This is a genomic window from Streptomyces sp. NPDC040718, from assembly GCF_055593565.1.
The window spans coordinates 142,310-162,173 of the sequence record NZ_JBVIXO010000001.1 but is presented as its reverse complement, the minus strand read 5'-3'; the positions used below and the strand labels follow the sequence as shown (position 1 = coordinate 162,173).

The window sequence follows — 19,864 nt, the reverse complement described above, 5'->3', positions numbered from 1 at the left end:
GGCTTGTCAGCGGGATGGTGTGCAATGGAACACGTGCCCGCGCTCGACGAAGACCTCAAGAAGACCCTCGGCCCCGCCACCGCCAAGGTGCTGGCCGAGCAGCTCGGCCTGCACACGGCCCTGGACCTGCTCCACCACTACCCCCGGCGGTACGCGGAGCGCGGCGAGCTGACCTCCCTGGCCGACCTCGCCGACCAGCTCGACGAGCACGTCACCGTCGTCGCCCAGGTCGCCGACGCCCGCCTGCTGACCTACCAGGGCGGCCGCGGCGGCGGCAAGCGCCTGGAGGTCACCATCACCGACGGCAGCGGCCGCCTCCAGCTGGTCTTCTTCGGCGCGGGCGTCCACAAGCCGCACAAGGAGCTGCTGCCCGGCAGCCGCGCCATGTTCGCCGGCAAGGTATCCCGCTTCAATCACAAGCTCCAGCTCGCGCACCCCGCGTACGAACCCCTCGGCGCCGACGCCTCCGACCGGGACGCCGCCACCGCCTTCGCCAACCAGCTGATCCCGATCTACCCGGCCTGCGCCAAGCTGGAGTCCTGGAAGGTCGCCAAGTGCGTGGACGCGGTACTGCCCCGCGCCCAGGAGGCCGTGGACCCGCTCCCGCCCGCCCTGCGCGAGGGCCGCGGACTGGTCCCGCTCACCGAGGCCCTCCTCAAGATCCACCGCCCCGCCACCAAGGCCGACATCGAGGACGCCCGCCAGCGGCTCAAGTGGGACGAGGCCTTCGTCCTCCAGGTCGCCCTGGCCCGCCGCCGGCACGCCGACTCCCAGCTGCCCGCCGTCGCCCGCCGCGCCACCCCCGGCGGCCTCCTCGACTCCTTCGACGCCAAGCTGCCCTTCACGCTCACCGAAGGCCAGCAGACCGTCTCCAAGGAGATCTTCGACGACCTCGCCACCAGCCACCCCATGCACCGCCTCCTCCAGGGCGAAGTGGGCTCCGGAAAGACGATGGTGGCCCTGCGGGCCATGCTCGCCGTCGTCGACTCCGGCGGGCAGGCCGCCATGCTCGCGCCCACCGAGGTCCTCGCCCAGCAGCACCACCGGTCGATCACCGAGATGATGGGCGAGCTCGCCGAGGGAGGCATGCTCGGCGGCTCCGACCAGGGCACCAAGGTGGTGCTGCTCACCGGCTCCATGGGCACCGCCGCCCGCCGCCAGGCCCTGCTCGACCTGGTCACCGGCGAGGCCGGCATCGTCATCGGCACCCACGCCCTGATCGAGGACAAGGTCCAGTTCCACGACCTCGGCCTGGTCGTCGTCGACGAACAGCACCGCTTCGGAGTCGAACAGCGCGACGCCCTGCGTTCCAAGGGGAAGCAGCCCCCGCACCTGCTGGTCATGACCGCCACCCCGATCCCGCGCACCGTCGCCATGACCGTCTTCGGCGACCTGGAGACCTCCGTCCTCGACCAGCTGCCCGCCGGCCGCTCCCCGATCGCCACCCACGTGGTGCCCGCCAAGGACAAGCCGCACTTCCTCGCCCGGGCCTGGGAGCGGGTCCGCGAGGAGGTGGAGAACGGCCACCAGGCGTACGTGGTCTGCCCCCGGATCGGCGATGGCGAGGACGACCCCAAGAAGAAGAAGGCCTCCGCCGAGGACGAGGCCGAGAAGCGGCCGCCGCTGGCCGTGCTGGAGATCGCCGAACAGCTCACCCGGGGACCCCTCGCCGGACTGTCCGTCGAGGTCCTGCACGGGCGGATGGACCCCGCCGACAAGGACGACGTGATGCGCCGCTTCGCCGCCGGCGAGGTCAAGGTGCTGGTCGCCACCACCGTCATCGAGGTCGGCGTGAACGTCCCCAACTCCACCGTCATGGTGATCATGGACGCGGACCGCTTCGGCGTCTCCCAGCTCCACCAGCTGCGCGGCCGCGTCGGCCGGGGCTCCGCCCCGGGCCTGTGCCTGCTCGTCAGCGAGATGCACGAGGCCAGCCCCGCCCGCGCCCGGCTCGGCGCCGTCGCCGCCACCCTCGACGGCTTCGAACTGTCCCGGATCGACCTGGAGCAGCGCCGCGAGGGCGACGTCCTCGGCCAGGCCCAGTCCGGCGTCCGCTCCTCGCTGCGCATGCTCGCCGTCATCGAGGACGAGGAGGTCATCACCCAGGCCCGTGAGGAGGCCACCCGCGTGGTCGCCGCCGACCCCGAACTGGAGCACCTGCCGGGGCTGCGCACCGCGCTGGACGCGCTGCTGGACGCCGAGCGGGAGCAGTACCTGGAGAAGGGCTGAGGCGCACGACCTATCGTTGGAGGCCAGAACGGAGGCCAGAGCCTCCCCCGACCGCCCCAGAGAAGGACCCCAGATGACCCGCGTGATCGCCGGCACCGCCGGCGGGCGGCGGCTGACCGTGCCGCCCGGCACCGGCACCCGCCCGACCTCCGACCGGATGCGCGAAGGGCTCTTCTCCACCTGGGAGTCCCTGCACGGCGTCGACGGCTCCCGCGTGCTCGACCTCTACGGCGGCTCGGGCGCCGTCGGGCTGGAGGCCCTCTCCCGGGGCGCCGCCCACACCCTGCTGGTCGAGGCCGACGCCAAGGCCGCCAAGGCCATCCGGGACAACATCAAGGCCCTGGGCCTGCCCGGCGCCGAATTCCGGGCGGGCAAGGCCGAGCAGATCGTGGCCGCCACCGCGTCCGGAGACCCGTACGACATCGTCTTCCTGGACCCGCCGTACGCCGTGGAGCACGCCGATCTTGGCGAGATCCTCCTCACACTCCGCGCCAATGGCTGGCTCACCGACGACGCGCTCGTCACCGTGGAGCGCAGCACGAGGAGCGGTCCGTTCCCGTGGCCGGAGGGGTTCGAGCCGCTGCGTTCGCGCAAGTACGGCGAAGGCACCCTTTGGTACGGTCGCGCCGCCTCCACCAGCGAAGACTCATGAACGAGGGAGCTCAGTTGCGCCGCGCCGTCTGTCCGGGGTCCTTCGATCCCATCCACAACGGACACCTCGACGTCATCGGACGCGCCTCCAGGCTCTATGACGTCGTGCACGTCGCCGTGATGATCAACCAGTCGAAGAAGGGGCTGTTCACCGTCGAGGAGCGGATCGAGCTGATCCGCGAGGCGACCGCCGACTACGGCAACGTCGAGGTCGAGTCCTTCCACGGCCTGCTCGTCGACTTCTGCAAGCAGCGGGACATCCCGGCCATCGTCAAGGGCCTGCGCGCGGTCAGCGACTTCGACTACGAGCTCCAGATGGCCCAGATGAACATGGGGCTCTCCGGGGTCGAGACGCTGTTCGTGCCGACCATCCCCACCTACAGCTTCCTGTCGTCCTCCCTGGTCAAGGAGGTCGCCACGTGGGGCGGCGACGTCGCCCACCTGCTGCCCGCGCACGTCCACGCGGCGCTGGTCGAACGACTGCGCGCGAAGTGACCCCGGCGGGACGGGCCGAGCTTCGCCGGCCCGTCCCGCGCGTCCGTCCGGGGGCCCTACAGTCGTCTCGTCAGTCCTAGGCCGAGAGAGCGCGAGCCCCCCATGGACGTACAGAAGAAGCTGGACGAGATCGTCGCGGCCGTGGGCGGCGCCCGCACCATGCCGATGTCGGCCTCCTGCGTGATCAACCGCGCGGAACTCCTCGCGCGGCTCGAAGACGTACGCAAGGCCCTGCCCGGCTCGCTCGCCCAGGCCCGGGAACTGATCGGCGGGCGCGAGCAGATGGTCGAGGAGGCCCGCCGGGAGGCGGAGCGCATCATCGAGGCCGCCCACGCCCAGCGGGGCTCGCTGATCTCCGACACCGAGATCGCCCGCCGCTCGCAGGGCGAGGCGGACCGGATCCTGGCCGAGGCCCGCCGGGAGGCCGCCGAGATCAGGGCCGAGGCCGACGACTACGTCGACAGCAAGCTCGCCAACTTCGAGGTCGTGCTCAGCAAGACCATCGGCTCGGTGGACCGCGGCCGCGAGAAGCTGCTCGGCCGCGGACCCGGCACGGACGAGCGGGGCCACGACGACAGCGGCGCCCCCGAACCCAGCCCCGACCCGGGGACCCGGCGCGAGCAGGCGGACGCGTACGTGGACCAGAAGCTCGCCACCTTCGAAGCCGTGCTCTCCAAGACCCTGGAGGCCGTCGGACGGGGCCGCCAGAAGCTCCTGGGCCGGGCGCCCACGGACGACCTCGGCGCGCACATGGCCGCCCAGGACGCCGCCGGGGCCCAGGGGGCCCGCCCGTCGAGCGACGCCGAGTTCCTGGCCGGTCTGGCGGAACCGGGGCCCGGGCCGCTGCCCGTGCCCTCCCAGCCGGAGCCGGTGTACGACACCTACGCCGCCGCGTACCCCGCGCAGCCCGCCCCGCACCCCCAGCAGGACGGCTACGCCTACCAGGACCCCTACCCGTCCTATTCGCAGCAGCCGGACCCGTACGCCGGCGGCTACCAGCAGCAGCCCGACCCGTACGCCTACTACCAGCAGGCCCAGCAGCCGCAGCACCCCCGGCAGGCGGCGCTCGACGAGACCAGCCTCTTCGACACGAGCATGATCAACCTGGACCAGCTGCGCCAGTACGGACAGGGGCACTGATCCCGGATTGGGCTCAGAGCGAAGCGCCGGGTATCCTGGCTCTTCGGTCGCGCGTATGCGTCGCGATCCATGCTGCCCGTGAGCGGCGGAATTTTTGATCTTCAGCGATCTTTGAAAGCAGGAACGGCCCTGAACACCCGCCTCGACCACCGCAACCCCCTCGTGTTCGACACGCACGAGCTGGGCCGGCGTCCTGGTGCCATGCTGCGGCTGTCCCGCGAGATCCCGGCGCCGGCGGACTTCGGTCTCGTCGACGTCATCGGAGTGCCGGAAGGCGCGCCGCTGAAGCTCAACCTCCGCCTCGAGTCGGTCATGGAAGGGGTGCTTGTCACAGGCACCGTCCGTGCATCGGCGACGGGGGAGTGCGTAAGGTGTCTGGAGACCGTCGAGCGCGAGCTCAAGGCGGACTTCCAGGAGATGTTCTCGTACCCTGACGCCGACGACCGGGGCCGCCCCAAGGCGGAGCCGGCCGACGACGCCGAGGACGACGAGGACATGCTCTTCCTCGAGGACGGCTTGTTCGACCTCGAACCCGTGCTGCGCGATGTGGTGGTGCTCGCACTGCCCATGCAGCCGGTGTGCCGGGAGGACTGTCTCGGACTGTGCCCCGACTGCGGGCTCAGCCTGAACGACGACCCGGAGCACCACCACGACGCCGTCGACATCCGTTGGGCGGCATTGCAGGGACTCGTCACCGATCAGGGCGATGAGAAGGACAACATGAGCGGCACTGCGTCTGACGGAGTTCAGAGCGCCGCCGAGAAGCAGGAGAAGTAGCCGTGGCTGTTCCGAAGCGGAAGATGTCGCGCAGCAACACGCGCCACCGCCGGTCGCAGTGGAAGGCTGCGGTCCCCACCCTGGTTTCGTGTGAGCGTTGCCAGGAGCCGAAGCTCCAGCACATCGCGTGCCCGAGCTGCGGCACCTACAACAAGCGCCAGGTCCTCGAGGTCTGAGCGGCTGGTGAGAGGCGCAATGTCTGAGCTGTCCAACGCTGAGAAGCAGGCAGACAGTAACAACGCGGCCTCGTCCCACACGCTTCTGGAAGGGCGGCTCGGGTATCAACTCGAGTCCGCCCTTCTGGTGCGTGCGCTGACCCACCGTTCGTACGCGTACGAGAACGGCGGTCTGCCCACCAACGAACGTCTGGAGTTCCTCGGGGACTCCGTGCTCGGCCTGGTGGTCACGGACACGCTGTACACCACCCACCCCGACCTTCCGGAAGGCCAGCTGGCCAAACTCCGGGCCGCGGTGGTCAACTCTCGTGCGCTGGCGGAGGTCGGGCGCGGCCTCGAACTCGGCTCCTTCATCCGGCTCGGCCGGGGCGAAGAGGGCACGGGTGGCCGGGACAAGGCCTCCATCCTCGCCGACACCCTCGAAGCGGTGATCGGCGCGGTCTATCTCGATCAGGGCCTCGACGCGGCCTCGGAGCTGGTCCACCGGCTCTTCGACCCGCTCATCGAGAAGTCCTCCAACCTCGGTGCCGGCCTGGACTGGAAGACCAGTCTCCAGGAGCTCACGGCGGCCGAGGGCCTCGGCGTACCGGAATACCTGGTCACCGAGACGGGACCGGACCACGAGAAGACCTTCACCGCTGCCGCCCGCGTCGGTGGTGTCTCGTACGGCACCGGTACCGGCCGCAGCAAGAAGGAAGCGGAGCAGCAGGCCGCGGAGTCCGCCTGGCGCGGCATCCGCGCCGCCGCGGACGAGCGGAAGGCGGCGGAAGCCGCTGCCGCCGCCGCGCCGGCACAGGGCGACGGGGCGCCGACGCCCGCCGACCCGGCGCCGGACGCCTGACCGCTTTCTTCTACAGTGACCCCGTCGCACCCCGGTGCGGCGGGGTTTCCTGTTCTACGCCGCGCCCCCTTCCAGGAGGAACACCATGCCCGAGCTGCCCGAAGTGGAAGTGGTCAGGCGCGGCCTGGAGCGCTGGGTGGCCGGCCGGACCGTCGAGGCGGTGGAGGTGCTCCACCCCCGGGCCGTGCGCAGGCACCTGGCGGGCGGTCCCGACTTCGCGGCGCGCCTGGCCGGACAGACCATCGGGGTGCCGCGGCGGCGCGGGAAGTACCTGTGGCTGCCCCTGGAGGGGCGGGACCTGTCCGTCCTCGGGCACCTCGGGATGAGCGGGCAGCTGCTGGTGCAGCCGGCCGACGCCCCCGACGAGAAGCACCTGCGCATCCGGCTGCGCTTCGCCGACAACACGGGCACCGAGCTGCGCTTCGTCGACCAGCGCACCTTCGGCGGGCTCTCGCTGCACGAGACCGTCCCCGGCAGCGACGAGGGCCTGCCCGACGTCATCGCGCACATCGCCCGCGACCCGCTGGACCCCCTCTTCGACGAGGGGGCCTACCACCTGGCGCTGCGCGCCAAGCGCACCACCGTCAAGCGGGCGCTGCTGGACCAGTCGCTGATCAGCGGGGTCGGCAACATCTACGCCGACGAGGCCCTGTGGCGCGCGAAGCTGCACTACGAGCGCCCCACCGCGACCCTCACCCGCCCCCGGAGCGCGGAACTCCTCACCCACGTCCGGGCGGTCATGGACGCCGCGCTCGCCGTCGGCGGGACCAGCTTCGACAGCCTGTACGTCAACGTGAACGGCGAGTCCGGCTACTTCGACCGCTCGCTCGACGCCTACGGACGCGAGGGCGAGCCCTGCCGCCGCTGCGGCACCCCGATACGGCGCCGGGCGTGGATGAACCGGTCCAGCTACTTCTGCCCGCGCTGTCAGCGGCCGCCGCGCGCCGCGTCGTAGGTCTCCCGGGAGGCGATCACCTCGTCCATGCTGCCCTCCAGGAGGTGGATGAGGGCGAGCAGGCGCTCGGCGATCTCGCGCCCCAGGGGGGTCAGCTCGTAGTCGACGCGGGGCGGGTTGGTCGGCTGCGCCTCGCGCAGGACTATGCCGTCGCGCTCCAGGGAGTGCAGGGTCTGGGAGAGCATCTTCTCGCTCACGCCGTCGACGCGGCGGCGCAGCTCGTTGAACCGGCAGGGGCCCTCGCGGAGCGCGCCCACGGTGAGGCTGCCCCAGCGGCCGGTGACGTGTTCCAGGGTTTCCCGTGAGGGGCACGCGCGCGCGAAGACGTCGAACGGCAGGTCGGCCGGGAGGGCTTCGGTACAGGGAGGCTTCTCCATGGAACAAGCGTACTCCCAGGTAGCGCTAACTGTCTGCTTGCGCTTTCTAAAAGTTAGTGCTTCTCTGGGTTCAGCGCAGCCCTGCGCCCGGTCGCACTGCGCCGCCCCACGCTTTCGAGGAGAACAGCCATGTCCGCGAACACCCCCACCCCCGTCGTCTCCATCGCCTACCACTCCGGCTACGGCCACACCGCCGTCGTCGCCGAGGCCGTACGGGCCGGCGCCGCCGACACGGGCGCGACGGTCCACCTGATCAAGGTCGACGAGATCACCGAGGCCGAGTGGGCGCTGCTGGACGAGTCGGACGCGATCGTCTTCGGCTCGCCGACCTACATGGGCACCGCGTCGGGCGCCTTCCACGTCTTCGCCGAGGCCACCTCGAAGCGCTGGTTCGGCGACACCTGGCAGGACAAGGTCGCGGCGGGCTTCACCAACTCCGGTTCCAAGGCCGGGGACAAGCTGAACACCCTTCAGTTCTTCCAGATCCTGGCCTCGCAGCACGGCATGAGCTGGGTCAACCTGGGCCTGAAGCCGGGCTGGAACTCCACCGCCGGCACCGAGTTCGACCTCAACCGCCTCGGCTTCTCCTCCGGCGCAGCGGCCCAGACCAACAACGACGAGGGTCCGGAGGGCGTCCACAAGGCCGACATCGCCACCGCCGAGCACCTGGGCCGGCGTGTCGCCGAGCACGCCCGCGTGGTCATCGCCGGCCGGGCGGCCCTGGCGGCGGCCGCGGTCTGACCTCCTCCGCGCCAAGGCGAACGGGCGGACCACCCCAGGGTGGTCCGCCCGTTCGCCGTAGGCCCGAAGGGTCCGTCAGAAGCCGAAGTCCTGGGTCCACCAGGGGCCGCCGGAGCCGAAGTGGACGCCGACGCCGAGGGTGCGGAATTCGCAGTTGAGGATGTTCGCCTTGTGGCCGGGGCTGTTCATCCAGGCCTGCATCACGGACTTCGCGTCGCCCTGGCCGCGCGCGATGTTCTCGCCGCCCATACCGGAGATCCCCGCGTTCTGGGCCCGCTGCCAGGGGGAGTTCCCGTCCGGGTCGGTGTGGTCGAAGAAGCCCCGTACGGCCATGTCCTTGCTGAAGGCGCCGGCCAGCGCCGCGAGCGGCGGGTTCGCCCGGACGGGTACGCACCCGGCCTGGGCGCGCTCCTGGTTCACGAGCGCGAGCACCTCGGCCTCCTCGGCGGACGGCCCGTCGGCTGCCGTCGGGGCGGCGGGCTTGGGCGCCGCGGGCGGCTTGGGGGCGGCCGGCTTCGGGGCGGCGCTCTTCTCCGGCGCCTTGCTGGAGGCCGAGGGGGACGGGGACGCCGTGGGCGACGTGGACGGGGAGGGCGAGGCCGAGGCGCTGGGGGAGGCGGAGGGCGTGCCGGGGGAGGTACTGGCCTGGGGGGCGGCCGCGGAAGCCCGGCCCGACAGGTTGGCCAGGCCGTTCGGCTGCTCCGCCGCCTTGCGGGAGGCGGCGGCGGAGGGCTCGGCCCGGGCCTCCGTCTTCTCCCCGGCGTCCTGGCCGACGTACGGGAAGGAGCCGCCGACCGGGACGAACCCGGTCGTCACGGCCGCCGTACCGAGGGCCACGGCCACGGACGCGCCGAGCAGCCCGGTGCGCACGGCGGTGCGCTTGGCGCCGCGCCGAGGTGCGGCGTGGAGTCGGTGGCGTCCCATGGGTGCCGTGCCTTCCCTTTGCAAGATCAACGTTTGCTCACCCGAAAGGGTGATGCATTGGTGGGGGACTGTAGCCCATGAGCCAAGGGGGGCGGTGGGATCCGGAACCGTTTGCCCGGTTAGCGTTCATGCATGGATGAAGACGTGCGCATGACCGCCTGGGTGCGCGGCCGTGTACAGGGAGTGGGCTTCCGCTGGTTCACCAGGGCCAATGCGCTGGAGATCGGAGGCATGGCCGGCTTCGCGCTCAACCTGGACGACGGCCGAGTGCAGGTCGTGGCGGAAGGTCAACGTGAGAATTGCCACCGGCTGCTGGACTGGCTCCGCTCCGCCGACACGCCCGGACGGGTGGACGGCGTGACAGAGATCTGGGGCACACCGCGCGGTGGCTACGACGGCTTCGAGATCCGGTGATCAATCGACTGATCATGGACTGATCAGACCCCCGGAACGTCCGCACCCGGTCGGATCTGCGCATTCGCCGCCGACACGTTGCCGCGGCGGGCGATCCGTGGAAGGCTCGGAGACGAGGTTGATCTCTCCGCCCCTTGCGCGGACCGGGCCGCCCGCCGATACGGGGCGTGATCGTGTTGACCGTCAAACTTTTTGGTGAGACGCTGGAAGCCCCGCGCACCTGAGCTGTTTGGCAGTGGTGGCACTAGCAAGCGCAGTGACTGACTGTCGCTGCCGGACATCCGCGGGTGCGATTCCCTCACGACCCACACCGCTTCGGTCGGTCACTCAGTGTGGAGGACCATCCATCATGGCAAAGGCGCTTCTCGGTTACGTCGGCGGTTCCGACCCGCGACTCCTCGCCGAGATGCGACGGCTTCAGCAGCGCGTCCAGGACCTCGAGTCCGAGCTCGGACGGATCCAGTCCGAGAACGACGCTCTGACCGCGGCCGCCGCTCAGCACGGAGACTCGCTGCTCGACAGCATCGAGATCGACGTACCCCAGGCGGAGCCTGCGCTCACCTGATCCGCGCTCACCGTCGTTCGACTCCAGCCCCGAATGATATGCAAGGGACGCCTCGGCGTCCCTTCTTTCTTTCCGCCCGTGCGTCGCGCATTGGGCCAGGTGGGGGGCTGATCCCTTTGACGTCTGATGTGCCCTGCACCTTCATGGGTGAAACCGAACGTGAAAGGTAGAGTCCGGCGGCGTGCACCTCAAGTCCCTGACCCTGCGTGGCTTCAAATCCTTCGCCTCCGCCACCACCCTGCGTTTCGAACCCGGGATCACCTGCGTCGTCGGCCCGAACGGATCGGGCAAGTCCAACGTGGTGGACGCGCTCTCCTGGGTCATGGGGGAACAGGGGGCCAAGTCCCTGCGCGGCGGGAAGATGGAAGACGTCATCTTCGCGGGCACCACGGGACGCCCGCCGCTGGGACGCGCCGAGGTCTCCCTCACCATCGACAACTCCGACGGCGCGCTGCCCATCGACTACGCCGAGGTCACCATCACGCGGATCATGTTCCGCGGTGGCAGCAGCGAATACCAGATCAACGGTGACACCTGCCGGCTCCTCGACATCCAGGAGCTGCTCTCCGACTCCGGCATCGGCCGCGAGATGCACGTCATCGTCGGACAGGGGCAGCTCGACTCCGTCCTGCACGCCGACCCGATGGGCCGCCGCGCCTTCATCGAGGAGGCCGCGGGCGTACTGAAGCACCGCAAGCGCAAGGAGAAGGCGCTGCGCAAACTCGACGCGATGCAGGCCAACCTCGCGCGGGTGCAGGACCTGGCCGACGAACTGCGCCGCCAGCTCAAGCCCCTGGGCCGGCAGGCGGCGGTGGCCCGCCGGGCCGCCGTGATCCAGGCCGACCTGCGCGACGCGAAGCTGCGGCTGCTCGCCGACGACCTGGTGGCGCTGCGGGGAGCGCTGGACGCGGAGATCGCGGACGAGGCCGCGCTCAAGGAGCGCAAGGAGTCCGCCGAGCGGGACCTCGCGGACGCGCTGCGCCGGGAGGCCGAGCTGGAGGAATCGGTACGCCGCCTCGCGCCGCGGCTCCAGCGGGCCCAGCAGACCTGGTACGAGCTGTCGCAGCTCGCCGAGCGGGTGCGCGGCACCGCGTCGCTGGCCGAAGCCCGGGTCAAGAGCGCGTCCGCGCCGGCGGAGGAGGAGCGGCGCGGCCGCGACCCCGAGGAGACGGAGCGGGAGGCCGCGCGGATCCGGGAGCAGGAGGCGGAGCTGACCGCCGCGCTGGAGGCCGCGGAGCGGGCCCTGGAGGACACCACCGCGCACCGCGCCGAGCTGGAGCGGGCCCTCGCGGAGGAGGAGCGGCGGCTGCGGGACGCCGCGCGGGCCCTTGCGGACCGGCGTGAGGAACTGGCCCGGCTGACCGGTCGGTTGGGGGCGGCCCGGTCGCGGGCGGGCGCGGCGCAGGCGGAGATCGAGCGGCTCGTGACGGCCCGGGACGAGGCCGAGGCCCGGGCGGTGGCGGCCCGGGAGGAGTACGAGGAACTGGCCGGGGAGGTCGGCGGGCTCGAGGACCCTTCGGTGGAGGGGGAGTACGAGGCGGCGAAGGCCGGGCTGACCGGGGCGGAGGCCGCGCTGGGCGCCGCCCGGGATGCGCTGGGCTCGGCGGAACGGTCCCGCGCGGCGGTGTCGGCGCGGCGGGAGGCGCTCGCGCTGGGGCTGCGGCGCAAGGACGGGACCGGGGCGCTGCTCGCGGTGCGGGAGCGGCTGGCGGGGGTGCTGGGGCCGGCGGCGCAGCGGGTGACGGTCGTGCCGGGGTACGAGGTCGCGGTGGCCGCCGCCCTTGGCTCCGCCGCGGACGCGGTGGCGGTGGCCTCCGCCGGGGCGGCGGCCGGGGCCATCCGGCACCTGCGGGACGCCGATGCGGGGCGGGCCACGTTCCTCATCGCGCCCGTGGCTGCCGCTGTGATTCCGGGGCAGGGCCCCGTGGCCCCGGGCGGGGCCGGGCTGCCCGGGCAGGCCCAGGCCGAGGCCGAGCTCCCCCACCCCGCCCCTTCCCGAAACTGGGGCTCCGCCCCGGACCCCGCGCCTCGAACGCCGGCGGGGCCGGACGTGGCGCCGGTGGGGCTGGAAGCGGCGTCGGACGTGGCCGTTGGGGCCGGGTACCTGGAGGCGGCTTCGCTCGTTCGGGGGGACGACGAGGTGCGGCGGGCCGTGGGGTGGGTGCTGCGGGAGCACGTGGTGGTCGGGAGCCTGGAGGAGGCCGAGGCGGTCGTCGCCGCGCGGCCGGACCTGGTCGCGGTGACCGCCGACGGGGACGTGCTCGGCGCCCACCTGGCGCACGGCGGCTCCGCGGGCGCGCCCAGCCTGATCGAGGTGCAGGCCGCCGTCGACGAGGCGGCGGCGGAACTGGAGCGGCTGGACGGCGAGTGCCGGGAGCTGGCCGCCGCCGAGGAGGCGGCCCAAGGGCACCGCGCCGAGGCGGCGGCGCGCACCGAGGAGCTGGCGGAGCGGCGCCGGGCCGGGGAGCGGGCCCGTGCCGGGGCCGCCCAGCAGCTCGGCCGGCTCGCCGGGCAGGCGAAGGGCGCCCTGGGCGAAGCCGAGCGCAGCGCCCGGGCGGCGGCCACCGCCCTGGAGGCGCTCGAACGCGCGCGGGTCGACGTCGAGGAGTGCGCGGAGCGGCTCGCGGTCGCCGAGGAGATGCCGCTGGCGGAAGAGCCCGACACCTCGGCCCGGGACCGGCTCTCCGCCGACGGGGCGAACGCGCGGCAGACCGAGATGGAGGCCCGCCTCCAGCTGCGTACGCACGAGGAGCGGGTCAAGGGGCTGGCCGGCCGGGCCGACGCGCTCGACCGGGGCGCCCGCGCCGAGCGCGAGGCCCGGGCCCGCGCGGAGCGGCGCCGGCAGCGCAGGCGGTACGAGGCGGAGGTGGGCCGGGCCGTCGCCGACGGGGCACGGCAGCTGCTGGCGCACCTGGAGGTGTCGATCGGCCGGGCGGAGCTGGAGCGTTCGGCCGCCGAGCACGCCAAGGGGCTGCGCGAGCAGGAGCTCGGCGAGGCCCGCGGCCGGGGCCGCGACCTCAAGGGCGAGCTCGACAAGCTGACCGACTCGGTGCACCGGGGCGAGGTTCTCGGCGCCGAGAAGCGGCTGCGGATCGAGCAGCTGGAGGCGCGGGCGCTGGAGGAGCTGGGCGTGGAGCCCGTCGCCCTGGTGGCGGAGTACGGGCCCGACCAGCCGGTCCCCCCGTCCCCGCCGGCCGAGGGCGAGGTGCTCCCGGAGGACCCGGAGCACCCCCGCAACCGGCCCGGCCCCTTCGACAGGGCCCGGCAGGAGAAGCGGCTCAAGGCGGCCGAGCGGGCCTACCAGCAGCTCGGCAAGGTCAACCCGCTGGCGCTCGAGGAGTTCGCGGCGCTGGAGGAGCGCCACCAGTTCCTCAGCGAGCAGCTGGGGGACCTGCGGAAGACCCGTGCCGACCTCCTTCAAGTGGTGAAGGAGGTGGACCAGCGGGTGGAGCAGGTCTTCACCGAGGCGTACCGGGACACCGCCCGGGAGTTCGAGGGGGTGTTCTCGCGGCTGTTCCCCGGTGGCGAGGGCCGTCTGGTGCTCACCGACCCGGACGACATGCTGGCCACCGGCGTGGACGTCGAGGCACGTCCGCCGGGCAAGAAGGTCAAGCGGCTGTCCCTGCTGTCCGGCGGCGAGCGGTCGCTGACGGCCGTGGCGCTGCTGGTCTCCATCTTCAAGGCGAGGCCCAGCCCGTTCTACGTGATGGACGAGGTCGAGGCGGCGCTCGACGACACCAACCTCCAGCGGCTGATCCGCATCATGGAGGAGCTCCAGGAGAGCTCGCAGCTGATCGTCATCACGCACCAGAAGCGGACGATGGAGGTCGCGGACGCCCTGTACGGAGTGTCGATGCAGGGCGACGGGGTCTCGAAGGTCATCAGCCAGCGGCTCCGCTGAGCTGCACAGCTTCAAGAAATGAAAACAAGGCCCTGGTTGCAAACTTAATCCGACCTTCACATCACCTATTGACTTCAGGAAATGAACACATAGGCTCTGTGCTGCCTCCCGCCTTCCGGTGGTGCCCGATCTTGACCTGTGCGCCACTGGGAGAACGGACAGAACCCCCCACGGAGCACACCTTGACCAGCAGCACTGCGCAGGCACCCACGCCCGGCGGCGGACGCGCGTCCCAGCCCGACCACCTCGGGCACGTCATCTTCATCACCGCGGCCGCCGCGATGGGCGGATTCCTCTTCGGCTACGACAGCTCCGTCATCAACGGCGCCGTCGTCGCGATCCGCGACCGCTTCGACATCGGTTCGGCCGCGCTCGCCCAGGTGATCGCCGCCGCGCTGATCGGCTGCGCGCTCGGCGCCGCCACCGCGGGCCGCCTCGCCGACCGGATCGGCCGCATCCGCTGCATGCAGATCGCCGCCGTGCTCTTCACGGCGAGCGCCATCGGCTCGGCCCTCCCGTTCGCGCTCTGGGACCTCGCCGTGTGGCGCGTCATCGGCGGCTTCGGCATCGGCATGGCGTCCGTCATCGGTCCCGCCTACATCGCCGAGGTGTCCCCGCCCGCCTACCGGGGCCGGCTGGCCTCCTTCCAGCAGGCCGCCATCGTCATCGGCATCGCGATCTCGCAGCTGGTCAACTGGGGCATCCTGAACCTCGCCGACGGCGACCAGCGCGGGAAGGTCGGCGGGCTCGAAGCCTGGCAGTGGATGCTCGGCGTGATGGTGGTCCCGGCCGTGCTCTACGGCCTGATGTCCTTCGTCATCCCCGAGTCGCCCCGCTTCCTGATCTCCGCGGGCCGCACCGAGGAGGCCCGCAAGGTGCTGGCCGAGGTCGAGGGGAGCAAGGCCGACCTGGACGGACGCGTCGCCGAGATCGAGGCGGCCATGCGCTCCGAGCACAAGTCCACCTTCAAGGACCTGCTCGGCGGCCGCTTCGGCCTGATGCCCATCGTCTGGATCGGCATCGGCCTCTCGGTCTTCCAGCAGCTCGTCGGCATCAACGTGATCTTCTACTACAGCTCCTCGCTGTGGCAGTCCGTCGGCATCGACCCGACCAGCTCGTTCCTGTACTCCTTCACCACGTCGATCATCAACATCATCGGCACGGTGATCGCGATGATCTTCGTCGACCGGATCGGCCGCAAGCCGCTCGCGCTGATCGGCTCGGCGGGCATGGCCGTCTCCCTCGGCCTCTGTGCCTGGGCGTTCTCGTTCAAGACCGGTACCGGCGACGACATCACCATGCCCGACACCCAGGGCACGATCGCCCTGATCGCCGCCCACGCCTTCGTGCTCTTCTTCGCCCTCTCCTGGGGCGTGGTGGTCTGGGTGCTGCTCGGCGAGATGTTCCCCAACCGGATCCGCGCCGCCGCGCTCGGCGTCGCCGCCGCGGCCCAGTGGGTCGCCAACTGGGTCATCACCGTCACCTTCCCGACCCTGTCGGACTGGAACCTGTCCGGCGCGTACGTCATCTACACGGTCTTCGCCGTGCTCTCGATCCCGTTCATCCTCAAGTGGGTGCCGGAGACCAAGGGCAAGGCGTTGGAGGAGATGGGGTAACAACTCCCCGCCACCACCCCTCTCCTCCGCGGTGCTGCCCCGGCTCAGTCCCTGAGCCGGGGCAGCACCTTTTCGCACAGCAGCCGCAGGCTGCGCCGGCCCTCGTCCAGCGGCATCCCGCCGCACAGCGGGTGCAGGACGAGGTTCCCGGCCTCGCCGGCGCCGCGCGCGTACGCCGCCGCCTCCTCCGGGGTGAGGATCCGGTAGACCCCCTCGGCCCGCAGCTCCTCGACCGTGCGGGCGCCCGACCGCACCGCCGAGCGGATGTCCTTGGACTGCCAGGAGGCGTACGTGCCCGCCTCGTGCAGGAAGTGCTTCCCGTAGACCGCCCACGCCCGCTCCGGGTCCTCCGCGATGTGCAGCAGCGGGGTCTCCCGCGCCGGCATCATGCAGAAGCCCTCGGTCCCGTACTCCGCGAGCCGCTCCGCGTAGTACGCCTCCAGCTCCGGCAGGTGCGCGCTCGGGAAGAACGGCAGCCCCAGCCGGGCCGCCCGCCGCGCCGCCGCCTTCGAACTCCCGCCCACCAGGAGCATCGGGTGCGGCTGGGTGAAGGGCACCGGGGTCACCTTCACGGTGCGGCCGCGGAACTCGAAGGGCTCGCCGGTCCAGGCCTTCAGCAGGGTCTCCAGCAGCTCGTCCTGGAGCCTGCCGCGCCGTCCCCACTCCACCCCGTGCTGCTCGTACTCCTCGGGCCGGTAGCCGATGCCGGCCACGGTCACCAGCCGCCCGCCGCCGATGAGGTCCAGTACGGCGATGTCCTCGGCCACCTTCAGCGGGTCGTGCAGCGGGCCGATGATCGCCGAGACGGTGACCGCGATCCGCCGGGTGGCGCCGAGGACGGCGCCGGCGAAGGCGAAGGGGGAGGGCAGCCAGTTGTTGTCGGTGCCGTGGTGTTCCTCGGTCTGGATCGTGTCGATGCCGTGCTCGTCGGCGTACCGGGCCATCTCCACCGCCGCCTGGTAGCGGGCGGCCAGCGTAGCCGGGGTGCCGTCGGGGTCGATCAGGTTGAACCGGGCCACGGTGATGGGCATGGGAGGTCCCCCTTCGCCGGATGCGGACGGTCGGGCGAGGGGGGACGTTAGCTGACGCAGTGTCAGATGGACAGGGCTCCGGCGGCCTCGCGCCCGGCCTCGTGCCCGCCCTCCGGCGCCACCGGGGCGGGGGTGCGCGGGAGTACGGCGTACAGCGCGGCGGAGACCAGGATGCCGGTCACCCAGCCGAGGCCGTTCTCGCCGATCCAGGTGGAGGCGAGCGGCCCGCTGAACCAGTCCACCTTGGTGAACAGCAGCCCGGCCACCAGGGCGGCGCCCCAGGCCGTCATCGCCTGCCAGGCGAAACCGCCCCGGTACCAGTAGGCGCTGGCCGGCGTGGTGTCCAGCAGCGCGGCACCGTCGTAGGAGGGGCGGCGCAGCATGTCCACGCCGAACACGCCGATCCACGCCGAGAAGGCCACGGCCAGCAGGGTCAGGAAGGAGATGAACGAGCCGAAGAAGCTGGTCGCGACCACCATCAGCAGGAAGCCGAAGACCAGGCTGATCACGGCGTTCACGCTGACGGCCCAGGCGCGCGGCACCTTGATGCCCAGGGTCTGCGCGGTGAACCCGGCCGAGTACATCGACATCGAGTTGATCAGGAGCATCCCGATCAGGGCGATCAGCAGGTAGGGCACCGCGATCCAGGTCGGCAGCAGCTCGCCGATGAAGGAGACCGGGTCCTGCGCGCTCGCCAGGTCCGGCGTGCCGACGGCCATCACCGCGCCCATCAGCACCATCGGCAGGACCACCACGCCCGCGCCGCCGATCGTCGCGCCGACCATCCCCTTGGCGGAGGCGGTGCGCGGCAGGTAGCGGGTGAAGTCCGGGCCGGACGGCACCCAGCTGATGCCGCCCGCCGCGATGGTGCCGATGCCCGCGACCATCATCGCCGTGGAGCCGGCCGGCTTGCCGAAGACGGCCGACCAGTCGGTGGTGAAGAGCAGTTAGCCGAGGACGAGCACGCTGAAGCCGCCGAAGAGGTACGTCGACCACTTCGAGCAGACGCGCAGCGCGTTGATGCCCAGCCCCGACACCACGAAGGTGCAGCCCACGAAGAACAGCAGGGTCACGACGATGAGCGCGGTGTTGCTCTTCACGCCGAAGAGCAGGTCGAGGACGGTCAGCACGGCGTAGGCGCCGCTGACCGCGTTGATGGTCTCCCAGCCCCAGCGCGCCACCCAGATCAGGGCGCCGGGGAAGAGGTTGCCGCGCTGGCCGAAGACGGCCCGCGAGAGCGCCATGCCCGGCGCGCCGCCGCGCTTCCCGGCGATGGAGATCAGGCCGACGATCCCGTAGGAGACGACGGGCGCGGCGAGCGCGACGACCAGTACCTGCCAGATGTTGAGCTTGTTGAAGATCACCAGGCCCGCGCCCATGGTGAGCAGCAGCACGCTGATGTTGGCGGCGACCCACGTCGGGACCAGCTCGCGGACCCGGCCGGTGCGCTCTCCGTCGGGCACGGGCTCCAGCCCGCGGGTCTCGGCGGCGGTCTTGCCGGTGGCCTGGGCTGCTGCGGTTCCGGCGGCGGTCTCGGCCGGTATTGCGCCGGTGGCGGGCTCGGAGGGCATGCGGTTGCTCCGTGGGGCGTGCGAGGACGGGAAGTCGTCCATCATCGTAGATTTGCGCCGAATCACATAAATAGGGGCTTAGGGCCGGGTACGGGCGCCGAGGTCCGGGCTCCGGGGCCGTCGTGGCGGATACTGGACGGGTTATGGAAATCCTCATCCTTGCCGTAGTCATCGCCCTGGTCGCGGTCGGTGCGATCAGCGGGCTCGTGGTCAGCAGCCGCAAGAAGAAGCAGCTGCCCCCCACGGCGCCGCCGAGCACGCCGACCATCACTGCCCCGCCCGCCGAACCGCAGGTGGGGGAGGACTCCGCACCGACGGTCGCAGAGCCGCGCCGGACCATCGAGGAGGTCGTGCTCCCCGAGGCGGAGGCCGCGGCCCCCGAGGCCGTCGAAGCGCCCGTCGCCGAGCCGGAGGCCCCGGCCGCGCCCGAGATCGAGGTGCCCGAGCCCACCGCCGGCCGCCTGGTCCGGCTGCGGGCGCGGCTCGCCCGTTCGCAGAACTCGCTCGGCAAGGGGCTGCTCACGCTGCTCTCGCGCGAGCACCTCGACGAGGACACCTGGGAGGAGATCGAGGAGACCCTCCTCATCGCCGACGTCGGTGTCGCGCCGACGCAGGAACTGGTGGAGCGGCTCCGCGAGCGGGTCAAGGTGCTCGGCACCCGCACCCCCGCCGAGCTGCGCACCCTGCTGAAGGAGGAGCTGCTGGCCCTGGTCGGCACCGACTTCGACCGTGCCGTGAAGACCGAGAGCGGCACCGACACCCCGGGCGTCGTGATGGTCGTCGGCGTCAACGGCACCGGCAAGACCACCACCACCGGCAAGCTCGCCCGGGTGCTGGTCGCCGACGGCCGCAGCGTGGTCCTCGGCGCCGCCGACACCTTCCGCGCGGCCGCCGCCGACCAGCTCCAGACCTGGGGCGAGCGCGTGGGCGCCCGTACCGTCCGCGGCCCCGAGGGCGGCGACCCGGCCTCCATCGCCTACGACGCGGTCAAGGAGGGCATCGCCGAGGGCGCCGACGTGGTGCTCATCGACACCGCCGGCCGCCTGCACACCAAGACCGGCCTCATGGACGAGCTCGGCAAGGTCAAGCGCGTCGTGGAGAAGCACGGCCCGCTGGACGAGGTGCTCCTGGTCCTGGACGCCACCACCGGCCAGAACGGCCTGACCCAGGCGCGCGTCTTCGCCGAGGTCGTGGACATCACCGGCATCGTGCTCACCAAACTCGACGGCACCGCCAAGGGCGGCATCGTCGTCGCCGTCCAGCGCGAGCTGGGCGTCCCGGTCAAGCTCGTCGGCCTCGGCGAGGGCCCGGACGACCTGGCCCCCTTCGAGCCGGAGGCGTTCGTGGACGCCCTCATCGGCGACTGAGGAGCCGGCACCCCGCCGAAGGATCTACGCAGACCAGTGCCCCCGTGTCCGTCCGGCGGTTTCCAGGACCCGGGGGCACTGCCGTGGGCGGGG

Annotated in this window: 17 protein-coding genes and 1 pseudogene; 14 read left to right on the top strand and 4 right to left on the bottom strand. The window is 71.8% G+C overall.

Annotated elements, in window-relative coordinates; genetic code table 11:
- The first annotated feature begins 24 nt into the window (after window positions 1-24).
- From recG to mutM, 8 genes are all read left to right on the top strand, one after another.
- Window positions 25-2,229: an ATP-dependent DNA helicase RecG gene (gene recG, locus ACZ597_RS00710; protein WP_471323157.1), complete on the top strand. Its 2,205-nt coding sequence runs from the start codon at window positions 25-27 to the stop codon at window positions 2,227-2,229.
- A gap of 73 nt (window positions 2,230-2,302) precedes the next feature.
- Window positions 2,303-2,881 carry a 16S rRNA (guanine(966)-N(2))-methyltransferase RsmD gene (gene rsmD / locus ACZ597_RS00705; RefSeq protein WP_471323155.1) on the top strand — a complete coding sequence of 193 codons (579 nt, stop codon included), beginning with the start codon at window positions 2,303-2,305 and terminating at the stop codon, window positions 2,879-2,881.
- A gap of 14 nt (window positions 2,882-2,895) precedes the next feature.
- Window positions 2,896-3,375 (top strand): pantetheine-phosphate adenylyltransferase, encoded by a 480-nt coding sequence (gene coaD, locus ACZ597_RS00700; protein ID WP_471325045.1) that lies wholly within the window; start codon window positions 2,896-2,898, stop codon window positions 3,373-3,375.
- A 102-nt stretch (window positions 3,376-3,477) separates the two neighbouring features.
- The gene (locus tag ACZ597_RS00695) at window positions 3,478-4,515 is read left to right on the top strand and encodes an ATP synthase F0 subunit B (protein WP_471323152.1); all 1,038 of its coding nucleotides are present in this window, start codon (window positions 3,478-3,480) and stop codon (window positions 4,513-4,515) included.
- A gap of 129 nt (window positions 4,516-4,644) precedes the next feature.
- Window positions 4,645-5,292, top strand: coding sequence for a YceD family protein (locus tag ACZ597_RS00690; protein ID WP_471325043.1), 648 nt, complete (start codon window positions 4,645-4,647; stop codon window positions 5,290-5,292).
- 2 nt (window positions 5,293-5,294) lie between these two features.
- On the top strand, window positions 5,295-5,468 hold the full coding sequence (gene rpmF / locus ACZ597_RS00685; RefSeq protein WP_003965982.1) for a 50S ribosomal protein L32: 174 nt from the start codon (window positions 5,295-5,297) through the stop codon (window positions 5,466-5,468).
- Between the two features lie 19 nt (window positions 5,469-5,487).
- Window positions 5,488-6,309 carry a ribonuclease III gene (rnc, locus tag ACZ597_RS00680; RefSeq protein ID WP_471323150.1) on the top strand — a complete coding sequence of 274 codons (822 nt, stop codon included), beginning with the start codon at window positions 5,488-5,490 and terminating at the stop codon, window positions 6,307-6,309.
- A gap of 85 nt (window positions 6,310-6,394) precedes the next feature.
- Complete coding sequence (mutM, locus tag ACZ597_RS00675) at window positions 6,395-7,264, top strand: bifunctional DNA-formamidopyrimidine glycosylase/DNA-(apurinic or apyrimidinic site) lyase (RefSeq protein ID WP_471323147.1); 870 nt, start codon at window positions 6,395-6,397, stop codon at window positions 7,262-7,264.
- Here the strand turns inward: mutM and ACZ597_RS00670 are convergent.
- Window positions 7,237-7,641, bottom strand: a complete 405-nt coding sequence (locus tag ACZ597_RS00670) for a winged helix-turn-helix transcriptional regulator (RefSeq protein WP_471323144.1) — start codon at window positions 7,639-7,641, stop codon at window positions 7,237-7,239. The genes mutM and ACZ597_RS00670 overlap by 28 nt on opposite strands.
- A gap of 129 nt (window positions 7,642-7,770) precedes the next feature.
- Between ACZ597_RS00670 and ACZ597_RS00665 the strand changes: the two genes are divergently transcribed.
- Window positions 7,771-8,382, top strand: a complete 612-nt coding sequence (locus tag ACZ597_RS00665; RefSeq protein ID WP_471323141.1) for a flavodoxin family protein — start codon at window positions 7,771-7,773, stop codon at window positions 8,380-8,382.
- A 75-nt stretch (window positions 8,383-8,457) separates the two neighbouring features.
- On the opposite strand, the gene ACZ597_RS00660 is transcribed toward ACZ597_RS00665, so the two are convergent.
- Entirely contained in the window at window positions 8,458-9,306 is an 849-nt protein-coding gene (locus tag ACZ597_RS00660; protein WP_471323138.1) for a CAP domain-containing protein, read from the bottom strand.
- A gap of 132 nt (window positions 9,307-9,438) precedes the next feature.
- On the opposite strand from ACZ597_RS00660, the gene ACZ597_RS00655 reads away from it, so the two are divergent.
- The 4 genes from ACZ597_RS00655 to ACZ597_RS00640 all read left to right on the top strand — a co-directional run bounded on the left by ACZ597_RS00655 (window position 9,439) and on the right by ACZ597_RS00640 (window position 15,802).
- Entirely contained in the window at window positions 9,439-9,720 is a 282-nt protein-coding gene (locus ACZ597_RS00655) for an acylphosphatase (protein WP_007266807.1), read from the top strand.
- A gap of 349 nt (window positions 9,721-10,069) precedes the next feature.
- Window positions 10,070-10,285 (top strand): hypothetical protein, encoded by a 216-nt coding sequence (locus ACZ597_RS00650; RefSeq protein ID WP_362457577.1) that lies wholly within the window; start codon window positions 10,070-10,072, stop codon window positions 10,283-10,285.
- Between the two features lie 181 nt (window positions 10,286-10,466).
- On the top strand, window positions 10,467-14,186 hold the full coding sequence (locus tag ACZ597_RS00645; protein WP_471323135.1) for an AAA family ATPase: 3,720 nt from the start codon (window positions 10,467-10,469) through the stop codon (window positions 14,184-14,186).
- 182 nt (window positions 14,187-14,368) lie between these two features.
- Entirely contained in the window at window positions 14,369-15,802 is a 1,434-nt protein-coding gene (locus ACZ597_RS00640; RefSeq protein ID WP_471323132.1) for a sugar porter family MFS transporter, read from the top strand.
- 44 nt (window positions 15,803-15,846) lie between these two features.
- Here the strand turns inward: ACZ597_RS00640 and ACZ597_RS00635 are convergent, their stop codons facing one another.
- Window positions 15,847-16,833, bottom strand: a complete 987-nt coding sequence (locus ACZ597_RS00635) for an LLM class flavin-dependent oxidoreductase (RefSeq protein WP_471323129.1) — start codon at window positions 16,831-16,833, stop codon at window positions 15,847-15,849.
- Window positions 16,834-16,895: 62 nt separating this feature from the next.
- A pseudogene (locus ACZ597_RS00630) lies at window positions 16,896-18,404 on the bottom strand (cytosine permease).
- A gap of 143 nt (window positions 18,405-18,547) precedes the next feature.
- Between ACZ597_RS00630 and ftsY the strand changes: the two are divergent.
- Complete coding sequence (ftsY, locus tag ACZ597_RS00625; RefSeq protein WP_471323126.1) at window positions 18,548-19,771, top strand: signal recognition particle-docking protein FtsY; 1,224 nt, start codon at window positions 18,548-18,550, stop codon at window positions 19,769-19,771.
- Window positions 19,772-19,864: the final 93 nt, after the last annotated feature.